This is a genomic window from Saccharibacillus sp. CPCC 101409 (genome assembly GCF_030518235.1).
GTDB lineage: Bacteria > Bacillota > Bacilli > Paenibacillales > Paenibacillaceae > Saccharibacillus.
In genome coordinates this window covers 1-16405 of record NZ_JAULSA010000001.1, presented here as the reverse complement: position 1 = coordinate 16405, position 16405 = coordinate 1, and the positions used below count along the sequence as shown (strand labels likewise).

The 16405-nt window shown below is 57.1% G+C and carries 18 protein-coding genes and 1 pseudogene; 5 read left to right on the top strand and 14 right to left on the bottom strand.

Features of this window, described 5'->3' with window-relative positions; all coding sequences use genetic code 11:
* Nucleotides 1–36: 36 nt before the first annotated feature.
* Nucleotides 37–906 carry a hypothetical protein gene (locus QWJ34_RS00100; RefSeq protein WP_302725017.1) on the bottom strand — a complete coding sequence of 290 codons (870 nt, stop codon included), beginning with the start codon at nt 904–906 and terminating at the stop codon, nt 37–39.
* A gap of 383 nt (nt 907–1289) precedes the next feature.
* Between QWJ34_RS00100 and QWJ34_RS00095 the strand changes: the two genes are divergently transcribed.
* Together QWJ34_RS00095 and QWJ34_RS00090 are read left to right on the top strand one after the other, a co-directional pair.
* Complete coding sequence (locus QWJ34_RS00095; protein WP_302725016.1) at nt 1290–1625, top strand: hypothetical protein; 336 nt, start codon at nt 1290–1292, stop codon at nt 1623–1625.
* Between the two features lie 3 nt (nt 1626–1628).
* Entirely contained in the window at nt 1629–2024 is a 396-nt protein-coding gene (locus QWJ34_RS00090) for a hypothetical protein (protein ID WP_302725015.1), read from the top strand.
* An 86-nt stretch (nt 2025–2110) separates the two neighbouring features.
* Here the strand turns inward: QWJ34_RS00090 and QWJ34_RS00085 are convergent, their stop codons facing one another.
* The 7 genes from QWJ34_RS00085 to QWJ34_RS00055 all read right to left on the bottom strand — a co-directional run bounded on the left by QWJ34_RS00085 (nt 2111) and on the right by QWJ34_RS00055 (nt 9398).
* Complete coding sequence (locus QWJ34_RS00085) at nt 2111–4114, bottom strand: FAD-dependent oxidoreductase (RefSeq protein WP_302725014.1); 2004 nt, start codon at nt 4112–4114, stop codon at nt 2111–2113.
* 110 nt (nt 4115–4224) lie between these two features.
* On the bottom strand, nt 4225–5073 hold the full coding sequence (locus tag QWJ34_RS00080) for a MerR family transcriptional regulator (protein ID WP_302725013.1): 849 nt from the start codon (nt 5071–5073) through the stop codon (nt 4225–4227).
* 394 nt (nt 5074–5467) lie between these two features.
* Nucleotides 5468–6865 carry a hypothetical protein gene (locus QWJ34_RS00075; protein ID WP_302725012.1) on the bottom strand — a complete coding sequence of 466 codons (1398 nt, stop codon included), beginning with the start codon at nt 6863–6865 and terminating at the stop codon, nt 5468–5470.
* On the bottom strand, nt 6862–7419 hold the full coding sequence (locus QWJ34_RS00070; RefSeq protein WP_302725011.1) for a sigma-70 family RNA polymerase sigma factor: 558 nt from the start codon (nt 7417–7419) through the stop codon (nt 6862–6864). Before QWJ34_RS00070 ends, QWJ34_RS00075 begins: the two co-directional genes overlap by 4 nt.
* 191 nt (nt 7420–7610) lie before the next feature.
* Nucleotides 7611–7802: a hypothetical protein gene (locus QWJ34_RS00065; protein WP_302725010.1), complete on the bottom strand. Its 192-nt coding sequence runs from the start codon at nt 7800–7802 to the stop codon at nt 7611–7613.
* 91 nt (nt 7803–7893) lie between these two features.
* Nucleotides 7894–8790 carry an ornithine carbamoyltransferase gene (locus tag QWJ34_RS00060; protein WP_302725009.1) on the bottom strand — a complete coding sequence of 299 codons (897 nt, stop codon included), beginning with the start codon at nt 8788–8790 and terminating at the stop codon, nt 7894–7896.
* Nucleotides 8791–8810: 20 nt separating this feature from the next.
* Nucleotides 8811–9398 carry a hypothetical protein gene (locus tag QWJ34_RS00055; protein ID WP_302725008.1) on the bottom strand — a complete coding sequence of 196 codons (588 nt, stop codon included), beginning with the start codon at nt 9396–9398 and terminating at the stop codon, nt 8811–8813.
* A gap of 256 nt (nt 9399–9654) precedes the next feature.
* On the opposite strand from QWJ34_RS00055, the gene QWJ34_RS00050 reads away from it, so the two are divergent.
* Entirely contained in the window at nt 9655–10464 is an 810-nt protein-coding gene (locus QWJ34_RS00050; RefSeq protein WP_302725006.1) for a polysaccharide deacetylase family protein, read from the top strand.
* Nucleotides 10465–10707: 243 nt separating this feature from the next.
* Here the strand turns inward: QWJ34_RS00050 and QWJ34_RS00045 are convergent, their stop codons facing one another.
* From QWJ34_RS00045 to QWJ34_RS00020, 5 genes and pseudogenes are all read right to left on the bottom strand, one after another.
* Nucleotides 10708–11007: a hypothetical protein gene (locus QWJ34_RS00045; protein WP_302725005.1), complete on the bottom strand. Its 300-nt coding sequence runs from the start codon at nt 11005–11007 to the stop codon at nt 10708–10710.
* The gene (locus QWJ34_RS00040; protein WP_302725004.1) at nt 10965–11267 is read right to left on the bottom strand and encodes a MerR family transcriptional regulator; all 303 of its coding nucleotides are present in this window, start codon (nt 11265–11267) and stop codon (nt 10965–10967) included. Before QWJ34_RS00040 ends, QWJ34_RS00045 begins: the two co-directional genes overlap by 43 nt.
* A gap of 65 nt (nt 11268–11332) precedes the next feature.
* Nucleotides 11333–12175 (bottom strand): WD40/YVTN/BNR-like repeat-containing protein, encoded by an 843-nt coding sequence (locus tag QWJ34_RS00035; protein ID WP_302725003.1) that lies wholly within the window; start codon nt 12173–12175, stop codon nt 11333–11335.
* An 83-nt stretch (nt 12176–12258) separates the two neighbouring features.
* Nucleotides 12259–13601 (bottom strand): annotated as a pseudogene (locus QWJ34_RS00030) (serine hydrolase domain-containing protein).
* Nucleotides 13602–13758: 157 nt separating this feature from the next.
* Complete coding sequence (locus tag QWJ34_RS00020; RefSeq protein ID WP_302725001.1) at nt 13759–14418, bottom strand: M48 family metallopeptidase; 660 nt, start codon at nt 14416–14418, stop codon at nt 13759–13761.
* A 186-nt stretch (nt 14419–14604) separates the two neighbouring features.
* On the opposite strand from QWJ34_RS00020, the gene QWJ34_RS00015 reads away from it, so the two are divergent.
* Together QWJ34_RS00015 and QWJ34_RS00010 are read left to right on the top strand one after the other, a co-directional pair.
* Nucleotides 14605–15015 (top strand): YtxH domain-containing protein, encoded by a 411-nt coding sequence (locus QWJ34_RS00015; RefSeq protein WP_302725000.1) that lies wholly within the window; start codon nt 14605–14607, stop codon nt 15013–15015.
* A gap of 237 nt (nt 15016–15252) precedes the next feature.
* Nucleotides 15253–15792, top strand: a complete 540-nt coding sequence (locus QWJ34_RS00010) for a hypothetical protein (protein ID WP_302724999.1) — start codon at nt 15253–15255, stop codon at nt 15790–15792.
* Nucleotides 15793–15846: 54 nt separating this feature from the next.
* Here the strand turns inward: QWJ34_RS00010 and QWJ34_RS00005 are convergent.
* Nucleotides 15847–16405: type II toxin-antitoxin system VapC family toxin (locus QWJ34_RS00005; RefSeq protein WP_302724998.1), on the bottom strand; the 559-nt coding region annotated here is incomplete at its 5' end.

The window sequence follows — 16405 nt, the reverse complement described above, 5'->3', positions numbered from 1 at the left end:
GGTTTAAGGTTGGATATTTGGGGCTTGATAACGAGCTTACGCTTCCGGCAGCAGCATCCGCCAGAACTGCCACGCCGCCAGGTACTCGCCGAGCTCGGACGAACCTTCCGCCGCGCACACGCCGATCCGGCCGTATAAACGCAGCAGCGTTTCCTGCACCAGCCGCTCCTGATCCGCGCTTTTCGCATCCAGCAGGCTGTAAGCGTCGAACAGCGTTTCCAGCGACAGATCGTCCGGGGTCGAGCAGAACGCCTGCACGAAATCGTATAATACCGGGCCGGCGGTCGGCCGCGGTTCAAGCACGCCCGCCAGCTCGTTTTTCAGAAACACAAAATGGTGAACGTCCGCGTTGCCGTGCAGCAGGAATTTGCTTCCGGCTTCCGCCAGCGGCTCCAGCAGCAGCGCGACGCGCTCGCAGTCCTCGGCCGGCTGCAATCCGCTCAAGTTCTCCCGCGCCCGCGACAGCTCGCGTTCGTTGAATTCGCTCCAGGACGAGCACGGCTCGGTCAAACGGCCCCATTTGCCTCCGGCGTCGTCCGCTTCGTAACGATTCAGCAGCCCGGCGACGAGCGCCGGAAGCCAGACCTTCTTCGCGCCCCGGACGGCCGGATCGCTTCCCGTCGTTCCGGCGGCGTACGGCTGGACCAGATAGCCTTTGACCGGATCGGCGTACAGGACGTTCGGCAGCAGCGGGTTGTCCGGATAAGCTTTATGCAGCTGTTCGGCCATGGCGATATTTTCCGGCGTATCCATGCGCAGCATGTACTTCGGCTTTCCGCTTTCGGTCAGCAGGTAATCGCGCTTGTCGCCTTCGCGTTCCGGCTTCTCCCGGAGCTCGACCGTGTCGATAATGCCTTTCATAAACAAATGCTGGATCGTGGCGTAAATGCGTGGTGCGAGAGTCATGCTTTCTTTTTCCTCCAATGCGTGCAATGCTCGATTGCTTCTGTATGGTCAACTGATGTATTCTACCACGCGGAGAAAAGTTGCAAAAGGGGATTTCTCCGCCCGTACTGCTCGTCCGGCGGTTAGGCGCATACGGCTCGTGCCGCACATACGAACCGAACATCGTCGGAATCGCGGTATACACGCAGCACGGATGGTTGTCGGCCGATCTCGCGATCGGGCTTCTACGTAAGATTACAGTCCGGGGATAAGAGTTGAAGCATAATTGTTTTTGTGCATTATTTTGCTTAACATTTTACTCATTTTATTGAACAAAAAACAGAGAAGATCTATACTCTAATTAACCCCTGCTCGGGATCGGAACAAAAAAAGGAGGAAGATTTATGCCGACAACAACGTTTAAAAAAGAAGAAATGGTCGCTTTTGGAGAACTGCGTTCGCTTAATCAGAAACAGCTTCTCCATTCCCTCGATGAAAACGACAAACTCGGGATTGTCATCAAAGATAAGTTGTCCGCGGTTGTACTGGATATGAAAAAATACGAGGCGATGGTTGCAGCTATCGAATCGTACGAGAAGCTGCAGGAGCGTCTGGAGGAGCAGGAGCTGTTTCAAGAATTGAATCTGAAGCAGAGACTTGAGACCGATCGCGATCAATGGGAGCGTGTGCCGGCGGATGCTTCGCTGTTCGATTGGCTGGATACACGGAAAGCGGAATAAGGAGTGCCCGGAGAAATGAACGCTAAACTCCCCGCCGTGCTGGTTCTGCATCCTTCTATCGCTTCGGATATTGCGGCTATCGAAAGCCGCTTCGGCAATGATACCGAAGCGCTGAACGAATGCCGCAGCCGAATCACCGTAGCTTTGCAGCGTATCCGCAAAAAGCCTGTCGAAGATAAAAATCCGATCTGCGAATATGAACCCCTTCGCAGTGCGGGATACCGCAAAGTGAAACTATTTTCGCATCCGCCCGCTCGGAAAGAACATCCCGATCTGCGGATTATTTATCGTTACGACGAGTCTTCCCACGAAGTTTTGCTGCTGGCTATCGGATTTCGTATACTTGAAAAACCCCGTCCGCCCGAAGACCCTTATAGTCAGGCCAGCACGCGTCTGTAGAACTTTTATTCAAAAGAATCAAGCGAATAAGAAAGAACCCTCGCCCGTATACGGGTGAGGGTTCTTTGGGCATCTGGTGTTCGCGCCTATTTGCCCAGCGCCGCTTCCGCCGCGTCGCTTCCGCCGAGGCGGCCGGAAGTGAACGAGTAACCGACGCCCACGCCGTTGCCGACGTACGTATCGTTGAACAGCACGCCTTCGGATTCGAGGCCGACGGCATACAGTCCCGATACCGGCACACGGTCGTCGTTCAGCACCTGGAACCGGGTGTTGACGACCAGGCCGCCAACCGAACCCAGATTGTTGATCTCCGCGATCACCGCGTAATACGGACCGCTGTCGCCCATCGGGGTCAGGTACGCTTTATTTTTGCCGAATTCCGTATCGACGCCGCTTTGGATCGCTGCCCGGTAATCGTTGAACGCCTGCGTAAATACGCTTTCGTCCATGCCGGCGTTTTTCGCCAGTTCCGCGATGGTCGCGCCTTTGTAGCCGTCGCCGTTGGCGACCATATCGTCGAATACGTTCTGCGCGTTTTTCCACGGGGTGTCCAGCTTGAACCGATCGGCGAAGTCCGCGTAGAATTCCGGCGGCATGCCCGGCAGGCTCGGCGCTTTGACGCCGTTCATGCCCTGCTTCGTCAGCGCGTCGAGCTGCGACTGCGAGACGACGACCAGATGATACGGCCCGTTGAACGCGCTCGTATTGGCCGCGGCCACCGCTTCGAGCGTCGCCGCTTCGTCGCGGAAGCGCGCGCCGGACTGGCCGACGTTCATAAAGTTCGGCAGATAGCCGACCATCAGCGGATAGCTGGCTTCGAACGAATCGTACTGCTTTTTCAGATGCTCCGTCGCCCGTGCCAGCGTCTGGTGCAGCATCTGTCCGCCGAAGTTGTCCGGCACCGCCGCGCCCGCCGCCCAGGACATTTCCAGCCCTTCGCCGACGTTTTGTCCAAGCCCGCCGTTGACGCCTTCGAAGCCGAAGCTTTCTTTGACCATCTCCGCGTTCGCCGCGTAGCCGCCGGTCGCCATCACGATACTTTTACCCGTGATTTCGAGCGTGGTTCCGTCGACTTTCTCGGCCACAACGCCCGTCACCGCCCCGGAATCGTCGGTGGTCAGACTTTTGGCCGTCGTCTCCGTCAGCACCTGGCCGCCGGTCTTCTCGACCGAGTCTTTCAGCATGGCGCGCAGCGTGTCTTCGCGCGTCTCGTATGCCGGCAGCATATGCAGCTGCTCGCCGGCGAAGTTGATAAACGTCGTTTTGTAGCCTTTTTCGCTGAGCCAATCGTACGTTTCGCCGGACTGCGCGACGTACTGACGGATATCGGCCGCGTCCACGCGCCAGTGATTGTTCTCGATCCATTCTTTAATCGCCGCTTCTTCGTCTACTTTGAGTCCGTTCTCCAGCGCGGCGGACGAGTTGAAAAATTTACCCGCCCACGACAGGTTGCTCGCTCCCCCGATCGTAGCCGTTTTCTCCAGCAGGATGACTTTCGCGCCTTTGTCCGCCGCCGCAACCGCCGCCGATGTGCCGGACGCGCCCGCGCCGACGACGATCACGTCCGCTTGAAGCTGCTCCGTTTTGCCTTCGCCGGCTTTGGTCACTGCGCCCGACTTGAACGCCGTCACATCGCCGCCCGCCTGGGTCACCGCGTCTTCGACCGCCGCCAGCAGCCCGCTGCTGGACTCGCTCGCGCCGCTAACCGCGTCGACCGTCAGCGTCTGGTTGTCGAGAATCTGCTGCCGCACCTGCTCCAGCGCTTTCGCGCCGATGCCGCCGGTTTCCGACTGGCCGACAATCCGGATATCGTCGATCTTCGCCGGTTCGCTCATATCCACCTCGACCGCGATCTCGCCTTCTTTGCCTTCGGCTTTGCCGGTATAAGTGCCCGCTTTGAAATTCGATGCGGCGGCCGTTTCTCGATCCGTGCCCTGTCCGGCTGCGTCTGTCGTTTTCGCCGTCTGCGTCGTATCGGCCGCGGCCGTCTGCGCTTTTTCTTCCCCGCTGCACGCGCCCAGCATCGACACGATCAGTACCGGTCCCATCACCGTCGCCAGCGTTTTACCGATTCTTTTTCTTTTCCCCATGGTATAACTTCCCCGCCTCTGCTATCGGAATTGATCTTCTTTAACAGCGTAAACGTTGGGGTCGGACCAGGGTCAAGTCATTTGTGAAAAAAAGAACTTATTCTTCCTGCTTAAAGGAGCTGCATGATCAACTTGTCCACGGCAGGCGGTTGAAGCGGGATATTCACTTCGAGATACGCGCGGCGGCCGTTCCCTGCTTTCTCCGTCAGCAGCAGTCTGCCGAAAGCGCCCTGCTCCGGCTGCCCGCCGGCTGCCGCAAGCGGTTCCAGCATAAATCCCAGCGTTTCCCGGCTCAGAATTCCGGCATCCGACGAAGCGACGATCGCGGACAAGCAGACGGCGGGCGGCAGATATTCGAGATTGGCGGATTCTTCGAGTCCGGCCCGGGCGTAAGCTTCTTCTTCGAGCGCCAGCCCCCAGTTATGATCGAACGATTCTTTTTCTTTGCGCGGCAGCTCCTCCGGCTCGATGCGAAAAGAGTAAAACGCAAACGGCAGCAGCTCCATCCAGTCTCCCGCCGCATTTTTCAACTCGTCGCCTCGCAGCAGCCGGTTCCGCTCGGTCTGCTTGAGGCGGTACAATCCCGGGGTGCGCTTGAGCGTGCAGCGAAACAGCCGTTCCCCCAGCCCTTCCAGCTCTGCGCCGATCTCGTTCATCCGCGCAAGAAGCAGCGTGCTGCGGCGAATCTCTTCTTCCAGCTTCGACCGGACTTCGCCGATACTGGCCGCCGCGTCCGCAAGCGTGCCTTCCTTGAGCAGTCCGGCGGCTTCGTTCAGCGGAACGCCCATGCTGCGATACCAGCGGCTCATCAGCAGCCCGCGCGCGTCCAGATCGCCGAAGTAGCGGTAATTGTTGCGGTCGTCTTTTTCCGGCGTTACAATCTCATGCTTCTCGTACAGCCGCAGCGTGTCCACCGTCAGCCCCAGCATCGACGCGAATTCTTTGATACAATATCTCATTGCTATCCCCTCTTTGTATGCGGTTGCGCTTGTGTTACCAGCATAAAGGAAGAACGTTAAAAATGTTGTGAATTGATTCACTTTGGACTTGGAGAATGCGATTTCGTGAAAAAGAAGCCTTGGAAGGCTTCTGAGAGTGTCGAGAAAATCCTATTCGCAAAATCAGACTAAACGCTGCGAGAGAAATTCGTTCCGGTCGCGTGTTGAAATCGGGAAGAGGGATTAGATTTCAATGGTATCTTCCCGATTTCAAAGGCGATCACTATCAGCATATGCTTCCGACGTAACTTTCTTCGAAAGTTTGTACCTTCACTGAATTTCTCTCTCCGCTTATCCGCTTTGAAAACAAATTTTCCGACACATTAAGAAGCCTCGAAAGGCTTCTCTATCCCGCTTACGATTCGCTTAGCACAATCTTCTCCCCGTTCAAACTCACGTAATCCACATCCTCCACCGCAAGCGTCTCCGGCGCCAGCCATTTGATCGGGCCGTTTTCCGAGCGTATGAATCCGCCTGCCGCTGCGAGCTTCGTTCCATCCTTGAAATGGACGGCAAGCCGCATCCTGCCCAGGATATCTTCGTCTTCTTCAATCGCCCGGTCGAAACCCGTGCCCGTCAGCGTAACGCCCAGCGGAGAGACTTCGGCGCCGGTGATCTGCGCGCTGTCAAGTTTTACGTCCGCAGCCCCTTTCAGCATTCGGCTTTCCTGCTTCAGGTCGAATGTCGTTTCCCAGTGTCCGCGCACCATTTCCTGGTAGGTCAGCAAGCTCCCCATCAGCCTCAGCCCTTTTAACTGCGAATGGTCGGAGATATCGAACACGTACTCCTCGTAATCGCCGCCGTAGACGACGCCGTCTTTTTCGTATTCGCCCCAGCTCAGACGATAATATTCGATGTTCCGCCGATTCCCTTCGCCGTCCGTCAGATAAAAATCCGCGCGGTTATAGCGCCCCATGTCGTTGTCGGGATTGAACTGGATATGCAGTTTGCCGTCGACGAAGCCGATATTCGACAGCTGCAGCCAGTCCAGGCCCGGCAGTTCCACGGACAGGTCTCCAGGAGGCAGAACGTGGAATTCATCCAGCTTGTCCAACTCTTTCGACGTTTCGCCCGAAGACGCCACGCCGATGCCGTCCTTTAGCCGGCTCAGTGTCCGATCGGATTGTTCCGGCTGCGAAGCCGCAAGTTTCTGCAGATCGAGCTGTGCGTCGTAGCCGCTCTCCTCATGCGTTCCCCGCAAAAAAGAGGTGATATTCATCGTCATCCGGCTGTTCATTTTTGCGCCGCTCGCCAGAAAACGCAGAGTAGCTTCTTGCTGCTGCGAATCGTAGCGGATCAGCTCGGCGTTGTAGGAGGTTCCTCCCTGCAGGAAATAGTCGTAGACATCCATCTTATCGTCGATCCGGTCTCCTTCCAGATCTTTCATCGTCACATACACTTCCGCCGTATCGCCGTCGCGAACCGCGCCGAGCACCGACATCATAATCCCCTGGTCCTCGCTGCTGCGGTTGATCGGCTTCAAGATGCCCACCCGCTCTCCGCCGATAAAACCCAGCGCCGCGTTCAGGTCGATCAGCCCCGCCGCGTTCGCCGCGCCTGTCGCGATCCCGAGCACGAGTACAGCCGACGCCGCGGCTCCGGCTCTGCGTCCTGTCATACGCGCCAGTCTTCCGGCCCGGGTACGGCTTCGGCCGGCCGGGGCTGGCAGTTCGGCCCTCCGATACACATCCGTTTTGATCCGTTCCAGACTCCCCGCCGTCAAACGCGCTTCCCGCTTACGTTCCGTTTTCATCGGCTTCGCTCCTCTCCTTTTCGGCTCGTCCACCATTCCCGCAGCCGCTGCTTCGCCCGGTAGATCCGGTTGTTCACCTGGCGCGTCTGAAGCGACATCGCGGCGGATATTTCATCCGGCTTCTGGTTCTCGTAAAAGCGGCGGCTTACAATCTCGCGGTCCGGCTCCGGCAAACTTTGCACGGCTTCCCGCAGTTCTTCGGCGCTCTCGCGCCGGGTCAGCTCGTCCAGTACGTCGCCGCTGCGCGCTTCTTCTTCGCGCAGCGGATAAGCCTCGCTTCGCCCCGCTTTGCGGCAGCGGTCGATCGCTTTGTAGCGCGCGGCCTGCGTCAGGTACGTTTTCAGGCCGGAACGCTGCGGGTCGTAAGCCTGCGGATGCTGCCAGAGGTCGAAAAAGACGTCGGCCACGCATTCTTCGACTTCTTCGGCCGCGGACGTGTGCAGCACGCGCTGCGCCGCTTTCCACAGCAGCCCCGCGTAAGCGTTCATGATCTGTTCGATCGCTTCCGGCTCGCGCCGGATCAGCGCTTCGCGGAGTTCCTTGTCGTTCCTCACGGAATCACCCCCTCCTTCGCGAGTCGATGTTTTTCTTTCCTGATTCGCTTATGTATTCGCTCGGCGTTTCATTTTTTCTCAGCCTTTCGCAAAATAAAAAAAGGCAGGCCCGCGCGATACGCGCAAACCTGCCGGAATAGAGCGTTCTTCTTGGATGCCGGTGCCGGGGAGCGCCTTCAAATCCGTTCCCTTCACCCGAACAGCTCCGGATGATACCCGGGGCAAATACAGTTCCGATCGTCCTGCGGCGGATCGATCAGGCGGTCCTTAAGCGGATTAAGCAGCGGCTCCAGACGTTCCGCGGCCGCCGAGACCGTGTATTCGCTCACGGAGTAAGGATCGTCCGCGTCCGAGACGCTGATTGTCAGCCGGTTCGGATACACCCAGACATGAGCCGGAATCCCCGCCAGTTCCGCCCGGCTGTCTGCCGATACCGCCGCCAGCAGACGGTCGCCGTCGTTGGAATGCCTCCTTTCAATATCCGCGCTGCGACAGCAGCACGATCGCCTGCTGCACGGTCAACAGCTGCTCTTTGAAGTCGTAGCCGACGAAATAATCCGAATCGATCACTTCCGCCGACACCTCTTCGCCCCGGTAAAAAGGCGGACACGGATTCAGCAGCGCGCCGGGCTTCGCGATCCGCATGACTTCCGGCGTAATCCGGTATTTGTCCATATATTCGGTCGTTTTCAGCTCGCCGGGCAGCGAATCGGTCAGCACGATATCCGTGTGCGGCAGCGCGGATTCCAGTTCTGTGCAGAACGTGTAGTGCCGCGACGAAGCGGCGGACCCGACGCCCGGTCCAGAATCCGCAGGCTCAGATATCAGCCCGTATCCCGGGGCGCAGACGTGGCGGAAATCCAGCCTCAGCACCTCGGCCGCTTCCGCCCAACTGCGCCCGATATTGTTCATCGGTCCCACGTATGTATAAGTCAATTCGCGAAAATCAGGCCGCCGCAACCGCAGAGCGTACAGATCGGCCAGAATCTCGCACGGATGATTGCGGGAGGTCATCGCGTTGACGACGGGCAGCGGAGAACGGGAGGCCAGCTGCCGCAGCCGGGCGTAATCGCGATGCCGCACGATCAGCCCGTGCGCCCAGTTGGCCGCGTAGCCGGCGACGTCGCGCAAATCCTCGGATTTGTCGAGCGTCTCCGGCGGAAACAGCACGCATTCTCCGCCCAATTCGCGGATGCCGCGTTCAAACGTCAGCCGCGTGCGCAGGCTCGATTCCGGAAAAAACAGCAGAAACGTGCGGCCCCGCAGCAGCGGGGCATGGGGAGTCGACTCGCGCAGCCGGTCGGCCAATTCGAACAGCTCGCCGATATCCGGCTCCGTCAGCTCCCCGATACTCAGCAGATGTCTGGTCATCTTTTTCTCCTCTCGTCTTTTTATTCGGCCGCGTCCGGGAACAGATCGGGATAGAATTTCGGGCACAGGCAGTGCCGGTCTTTGAGCGGAGGATCGATCAGCCGGTCTTTGAACGCTTCGAGCCTGCTTTCGATCGCGGCCGCCGATTTGATCGTGCGTCCCGTGACACCGGTCGGATCGTCGGCGTCGAACAGCGAGATGGCGATCCGATCGGATTGAATCCAGACATGCGCTGGCAGTTTCATCAGCCGGATATGTCCGGGCTGCCGCAGCTCGGGATACGGCTGAACCCGGACACGTTCCGAGACGCCGGCGGCATCGCTGCCGGACGGAATCTCCGTCAACGGGATGCCGAGCAGCGCGCACGTTTCTTCAAGTTCTTCGCGCGAAGAAAACCGTACCGCCGCCATTAACCGGTCGCGTTCTCCCGTCTGGTCCGCGTTGGCGCGGCAAAAACGAAAAATGGACATGCGGCGCGCCCATTCCTTCATTTCAAGCCGGGGATGGGTTTCGTAGAAATAGCGGTACCACTGCTCTTCGCGTTCCTCCCGGGTGGGCACATGGCGTTTCTGCACTTTTTTCTCCGGTCTGATAAACAATCTCCACATCGGCGATTCCTCCCGCTCTCAGGTGTGCGAAGCGGCGCCGCGATCCGGCTGCTTCCGCCGCGCTTGCTTCTCTACCCGTATTTTACCCGCTTGAGAGGCGGATAGGCAGCGCGATCGAACGTTTTTTTGACGAACTGCGGCGGAAAACGGTATTCGGGCAGCGGCTTTCTTTTTCCGAAGCAAAAGACAAGCCGTTGACCCTGCTGTGTTGTAAGCGTATTCTTAGTGTGACGATGTGAATTCAAGGAGGATAACGATGGATATCCGATTCAATCTTTTTCCGGGCGCGCGCTTCAAAGCGCTGACGTTCAGCTACGACGACGGCCGCGATCAGGACCGGCGTCTGGTCGAAATTTTCAACCGGCACAACCTGAAAGCGACGTTTCACCTCAACTCCGGCAAGTTCGGCGATGACGGTTATGTGGAGCATGGCGAGGTCGCCGATTTATACGCGGGACACGAAATTTCCGCGCATACGGTGACGCATCCTTTTCTGGAACGCATTCCGCGCGAACGGCTGATTACGGAAATCATGGACGACCGGCGCTCGCTGGAGGAACTGGCCGGTTATCCGGTGCGGGGCATGTCTTATCCGTACGGGACGTACAACGAGGAAGTGGCGAAAGCGGTCGGTTCGCTCGGCATCCGTTATTCGCGCACGGTGAAATCCACTTCCGGCTTCAAAGTTCCCGAGCATCCGCTGACCTGGCATCCGACCTGTCACCACAAACAGATGCAGGAGCACGGGGAGTCGTTTCTCGCGCTCGATCCGCCGCCGCATTACACGGATCTGTCGCTGCTCTACGTCTGGGGCCACAGCTACGAGTTCGACAACGACGACAATTGGAACGAAATCGAGGAGTTTTGCGCGAAAATGGCGGACCGCACGGACATCTGGTACGCGACGAATATCGAGATCATCGACTACCTGGACGCGCTGAAAAGGCTGGCGTTTTCCGTCGACGGGATGCTCGTGCATAATCCGTCGGCGCTTGCGGTGTGGGTGACGGTGAACGGGGAAGCGGTGGAAATTGTGGGCGGGGGCACGCGACGAATCGAGGCTTGATGCGGCTCTGACTGTCAAGAAAGTCCAATCCGTAAAACAGCCGTGCAGGCTGCGGAGAAAATTCGTTTCGGTCGCGTGTTGAAACCAGGAAGTTGGATTAGATTCAAGTAGAATCTTCCCGGTTTCAAAGGCGAACGCCAGGTCTCCTTCACGAAATTTTCTCCTCTGCTTAATTGGCTTTTTAAAACCAGACCTTCTCAACACATCGAGCCAAAGGCTTTTCCGCCTTCGGCTCGCTCTTTTTTATGAGGTGAATGGATCTGACGCTTTCGGATAGAGAGCCAAAAATTCGGCATTGGCGCGTTCAAGGCGTTCGCAATAATCGCGGTAGGCCGGACTCAAAGCTTTCAATTGCGGTAAAAATATGTCGGTGTATCCGGAGGTCTGCTGAAACTCCGTCATTTCCCGCTGGAGCAGATACGCTGGGCTCGAACGGTATTCGGCGGTCTGACGGAATATCAGATAGGCTTCGATTGTTTCGCGGCGTTTTTCTATCGCTTCTACGGGGTGCTCAGCGGCTTCGCGCAGGGCAAGAAAGTCCATACTCCGGCGTCGCTCAGTTCCGATCTTTTTGCCGCAATTTCTTCCAGCATATCCCGTCTGACGTTCATTCTCCGAATTTCGGAGATGCTCAAGCGGATTCCGCGCAGCAGGGAAATTTCACGCAGCCGCCCAATGTCCGATTCGCCAAAGTTCCGATAGCCGTTTTCCCCATGCTCCGGCGCAATAAGTCTCTGCCGTTCGTAATAATCCACCGCTTTGCGGGTCAGCCCGCACATTTCGCATACTTCGTTTATCCGCATCGTGGTCGCCTCCCGACTCCATGCTAAACCCATGCCCAGGGGGAGAGTCAAGCGGCGTTTGGAATTTACGATTTAAAAGTCCACGTATGCCCGTCCTCCGTAACCTTCCAGCTCCGTTTACCGTCCGCAGCTCTCTTCGTCTGCCAGCTGACGCCGCCCAGCGATCCTGACTCCTTCGTAATCGGAGGCGACCAGCGGGCGCCTCCATCCGTCGTCATGTAGAACAGCAGCGGGAGCTCTGTCGGCGCTTCGCGGCCGCTGCCCATATAGCCCGCATTCGCGATAAACAGCCCGGTCTCCGTGCCTTCAAACAGCACCGGCGTCCGCGCATCGAACCAGACCGGTCCGAAGCCGTCCGGGAGTTCGAGTTCGGTCTTGGACCAGGAAAGTCCGCCGTCGCGGGTCTCGTACAGACGCGGATCGTTCTCCCGCGGCGTATCGGTCGTGATCCAACCTCGATCCTTGTCGGCAAAAAGCAGATCCGTTACCGCCTCGGACGGCAGCGTGCCCGTTGTCGAATCCCCGATCTCCCGCCAACTCGTTCCGCCGTCGTCTGTCCGGTACAACGTATTGTCCACGCTGAACATCCCCTGTGCTTCGTAGGCCAGTTTCCAGCCTGTTTGTCGGTCCGGCAGATCGAAGAGGATGGAGTCCGTCGTCGAAACTTCTTCACGTTCTTCTTGCTTGGAATCGGCTTTTTTCCGGTCGGCTTTATTCGCTGTTTCCGTATGTTCGGCCGCCAACTTCACCGGCTGCGCCGCCACTAAAACGGAGAGTTCGGCTCGACCGCCGGCCGCCGCTTCCCGATCCGCCGAGCAGCCTGCCAGCAGTCCGCCCGACAGTACGAGCGCGGCCGTTATCGAGGCAATCGCCGAAAATTTCGCGGTTGTATTTCTGAGCTTGTTCATTCACATCCCGCCTTTCCCGTTCCAGCATAACAGCCTGCGAAACTGGAAAGGTAACACTCTAATGCCGATTTGTAACTTTTGGATCAAACCGGATACCCGATCGACTCGTAATGTTTGAAGCCGAACGATACGTTGATGTCGTACCGGAATACGATTATGTCGCCTTGAGAGCGGATTGTATAGATGACGACGTAAGGCGTTTCGATATAGCGCAGCGTAAGCTCAAGCGTGGATTCGTCCGGGCGGCGGGCCGAAATGACGACGCTCTGGAGATGCAGCGACAGGTCTTTGGCGAATACGCTGCGCGACTCGAGCGGGCGGGCGGGATCGAACGGCAGTGTGCCGCTGCGTTCGTCGCCGTAATCCAGATGCAGTTCGGGGCGATTGCCGGGCGAGGAGCGGAATCGAACGAAGCGCAGTCCGACCGGATTGTCGTCCAGCTTATAGGTCGTATCGGTTTGAAAAGGCAGCGGGCCGGCTCCGGCGCATACTTCGCGAGCGGCGGAGTCGGACGCAGACCGTACCGATTCGGCGGGCGACGCTCGCGGCGGCTCGGGAGCGGCGGCGGTCCACAACCTGGAAGAAGCTGCCGTGTTCGCATCCTTTTCTCCCGCCAGCTCGAAGATCCAGTCCAGCAGCGGCTGGAGGCCGGACATGCTCGGGAATGCGCAGTTGGCCGCGGCGACCAGATCGTGCTTGGGCGATACCAGGCACAGCTGGCCGAACGAACCGTCGCCGCGATAAGCGCCGAAGCGGCACAGATGGAACTGGTAGCCGTAGCCCTGCGCCGAGTCGATCCGTTCCGGGTTGACGCCTTCGCGGTTGTCGCTTTGCTCCGCGGCGGCCAGCCGGATATAATCCGCCGATACGATCCGGCGTCCCGCGTATCCCCCGTTTTGCAGCAGCATTTGCCCGAACTTCGCCACCGCTCCGGTCGGCAGACTCAGGCCTATGCCGCCGGCGGCGACGCCGAGCGGACACGTTTCCCAGACGGGCCTGCCGATTCCAAGCGGCTCGAATAAAGTCGGCATCAGGAACTCGACCAGGTTCATGCCCGACACGCGCTCGACGATCGCGGACAGCATATAGGTCGAAGGCGTGCTGTAGCGGTAATGCGTGCCCGGTTCATGCTCGACCGGCTGCGCCAGAAATGCTCCGCCCAGTCGGTTTCGCGCACAACGAGCGGATAAATATCCCTGTCGTGACCGGCATTCATGCACAGCAGATGATGCACCGTCATGGCGTACAGGTTGGGCGGAATCTGCGCCGGCAGCTTGTCCGGGAAGAAAGAAATCACCGGATCGTCCAGCCGCAGCAGCCCCAGATCCCGCGCGATGCCGACAGCGATCGAAGTAAAACTTTTGCTGAGCGAGTACAGCAGCTGCGCCGCGCCTCGTCGATACGGCTCGCGGTAGAATTCCAGCACCTTTTCCCCGCCGCGCAGCAGGATCAGGCTGTTTACTTCCAGGCCGGATCGTTCGATCCGATCGAGCAGTTCGGCCGATTCGAATAGTTGAGACGACAAATCCGTTCCTTCTTTCTGTGGAAATATTACGAGCAAGGACACGCCGAATTTTATTTGCTCACATCACCATAAATCGCCCGTACCGGTTCAAATACTCCTCCCTTTCTTTATAATCCGGCAGGATGCTGCCCAGCTTGCGCCAGAACGAGCGGTCGTGATTCATATGGTGGATATGGCACAGCTCGTGCACGATCACGTAGTCGATTGCGTACACCGGAGCCATCGCCAGCAGATAGTTGAAGTTCAGACGTTTTCTCGAGTCGCAGCTGCCCCATTTGGTCGCGGATTCGACGATCTCGATCGACTTCGGCTCGGCTTTGAGCTGTTTGGCATAAGCGCCGATGCGTTCGTTCACGATCTTTTTGCAGCTGGAAAAGTAGAACTTCTTCAAGTCGGCCCGGAGCTGTTCTTCGCTGCGCCCTTCGATCGGAATCAGCTGATCCAGCGCGCAGCGTCGACCCAGATGCAGAAAGTCCCCTTCCCCGCCTTCACGGTATTCTTTGGCTTTGGGCGCTTCGCGCGCTTTGTCCAGCCGGGACCGCACTTCCATGATCCGCTCCGCCTGCTGCGCCACCGCTGCTTGAATCTCTTCTTCCGGCATGCCGTTCGGCGCTTTGACCGTCACGAGGCCGTTGTCTTCGATACGAATATAGATTTTCTTGCGCTTGGCGTATTCGATGTGAAATTCGATAAGTTGTTCGTTGTGAGTAATATTCATGAAATTATTATATGACAAAAGTTTAGAAACGAGGCGAAAAGGATGTAACTTCTGTCTCGATATCCTTTCAATTGTCGGCTGCTCTTCGCCTCGTTGCAGGAATAATTCCGACTTGTACGTTCAATACGCGGTCTTCCGGGTAAATAACAAGCAGAAAAGCTCGATTACGAAGGGAGACACACACTCATGGATAAATCGTTTATTTCTACAGCCGCTATCGGAGCCGCAGCCGGAGCCCTGATCGGGGCCGGCGCAGCCGCTCTGATCTCTACGCAGCGGGGCGAACAGATTCGCCATACCGTACTCGACGCCGTCGACGCTCTGCGCGAAACAGGCCCGCAGGTGAATGAAAAAGTTCATGCCCTGGCGGAGAAAAGCCAGGACGTAACCGGCGTCGTCAAGGAAACGCTGGGCGCGGTCAAAGAACTGAAAGACGAAACCGCTTCGGTCGCGCGCGACGTGAAGTCGAACGTCCAGGAATCGGTAAAGAGCTCGTCCAACAGCACAGACTACAACGAAGCGATGCAAACCCCGGCAGCGGCGGGCAACGCTGCGGCGCCGAATAAGCCGAAAGACGGCAGTGCGGGAAGTATTTAAAATTCCCGCTTGCGACAGCTTAAACAGTCCTAATCCAATCGAAAGCCGCTGCCCGGAAACGAAACTTCCGGGAGCGGCTTTTTGATATTTCTTCTAAAAATATGGCGATCCCCCGATAAATCCGTTCAAAGCCTGGCCTTTCGCGCCGAGGAACTTTACAATAGAAGCAGAAGGGCTTTTTAGCATCTGATGCGAGACTTCACGATCCCGGCCCTATCTTACACAAGGAGGGATTGAATGAGAGTACGCAGAAATGTGGAACTGACGTTTATCGTCGCGATTGCCGTTTTGCTGTTCGCTTATTTTTTCTTTTTCAACCTGTCTTCGAATCTTCGCACGTACGGCTTCCATGAGCGCGATGCGATCGTGGACGAAGGCTACTCCACCGACGCCGAGCATCCGACCAAGCTGATGCTGCTGGCCAACGAAGAACGGATGGGCATCGTCGTGCTCGACGGCAAAGGCCTGGGCGTATGGGCGCACGATCCGATCGTCTCTATTCTTGAAAACCCGCAGGACGGCGAATTCGCGTCCGTCTATCTGCCGATTCTGAAGGATTGGGGCGAGCAAAGCTATACGGAGAAGCACGTTTTTGCCAGCGCGTATATCGAGATCGGAGAACGTCCGACCGTGCCGAACGGAGAAAATTTCTACGTGCACGCGGACTACTTCGATATCGGCGGACGCACGCTCGTTTACGCGCATGCTATGTCGGACGAGGACGTATTCGGCGAAGAGCATGTGATTGCGCATTTGCAGGAGCAGTTGGGACTATAACACAGACCTGAACAAATAAGCCTCCAGATGTATAAAGCATCTCTGGAGGCTTATTTAAATATATACCGCTGCTGCAATATCCCAATAATACGGCGGCTGCTTAGTAAGTTTTATAGGTGGATAATGCCGCCCGGTAACAGGGTTGTAGACCTCTAAACCCAAAAAACGAACTACGCTGAAATCTTTCACATTATGGGTCGCAATAGTCATTTGTTCCTGCAAACCCACTACACAAATCTGGGCATCCGCCAAAGCTGGGACAACCGGACTGTTTGAACAATGTGTTTTTCGGTGATGCTCTTTCATCCAGGTAACGAATCGTCTTAAATTTGTTGCACGACGGTCATACCGATCTTCAGGAGAAATAGGGTCGAAAGCCCTCAAAAATAATTTCAAAATTTCTTTTTGCTTCGCAGGCAGTAAAATGTCCTGCCGCCTCAATTCATTCCAGGTAGTTGTAGAAATAAAAAAATCGTCCCCCTCTGAACGACAGCGTTTAAAAAATTCCACAACCGAAGCATGATACGAGGAATTTGCATCTATATAATAAGACGAATTGTCAATCCAAGTGCAACAGTTCGTTTTGAAAAGATTCGTGTGTAGATCTCCAGCC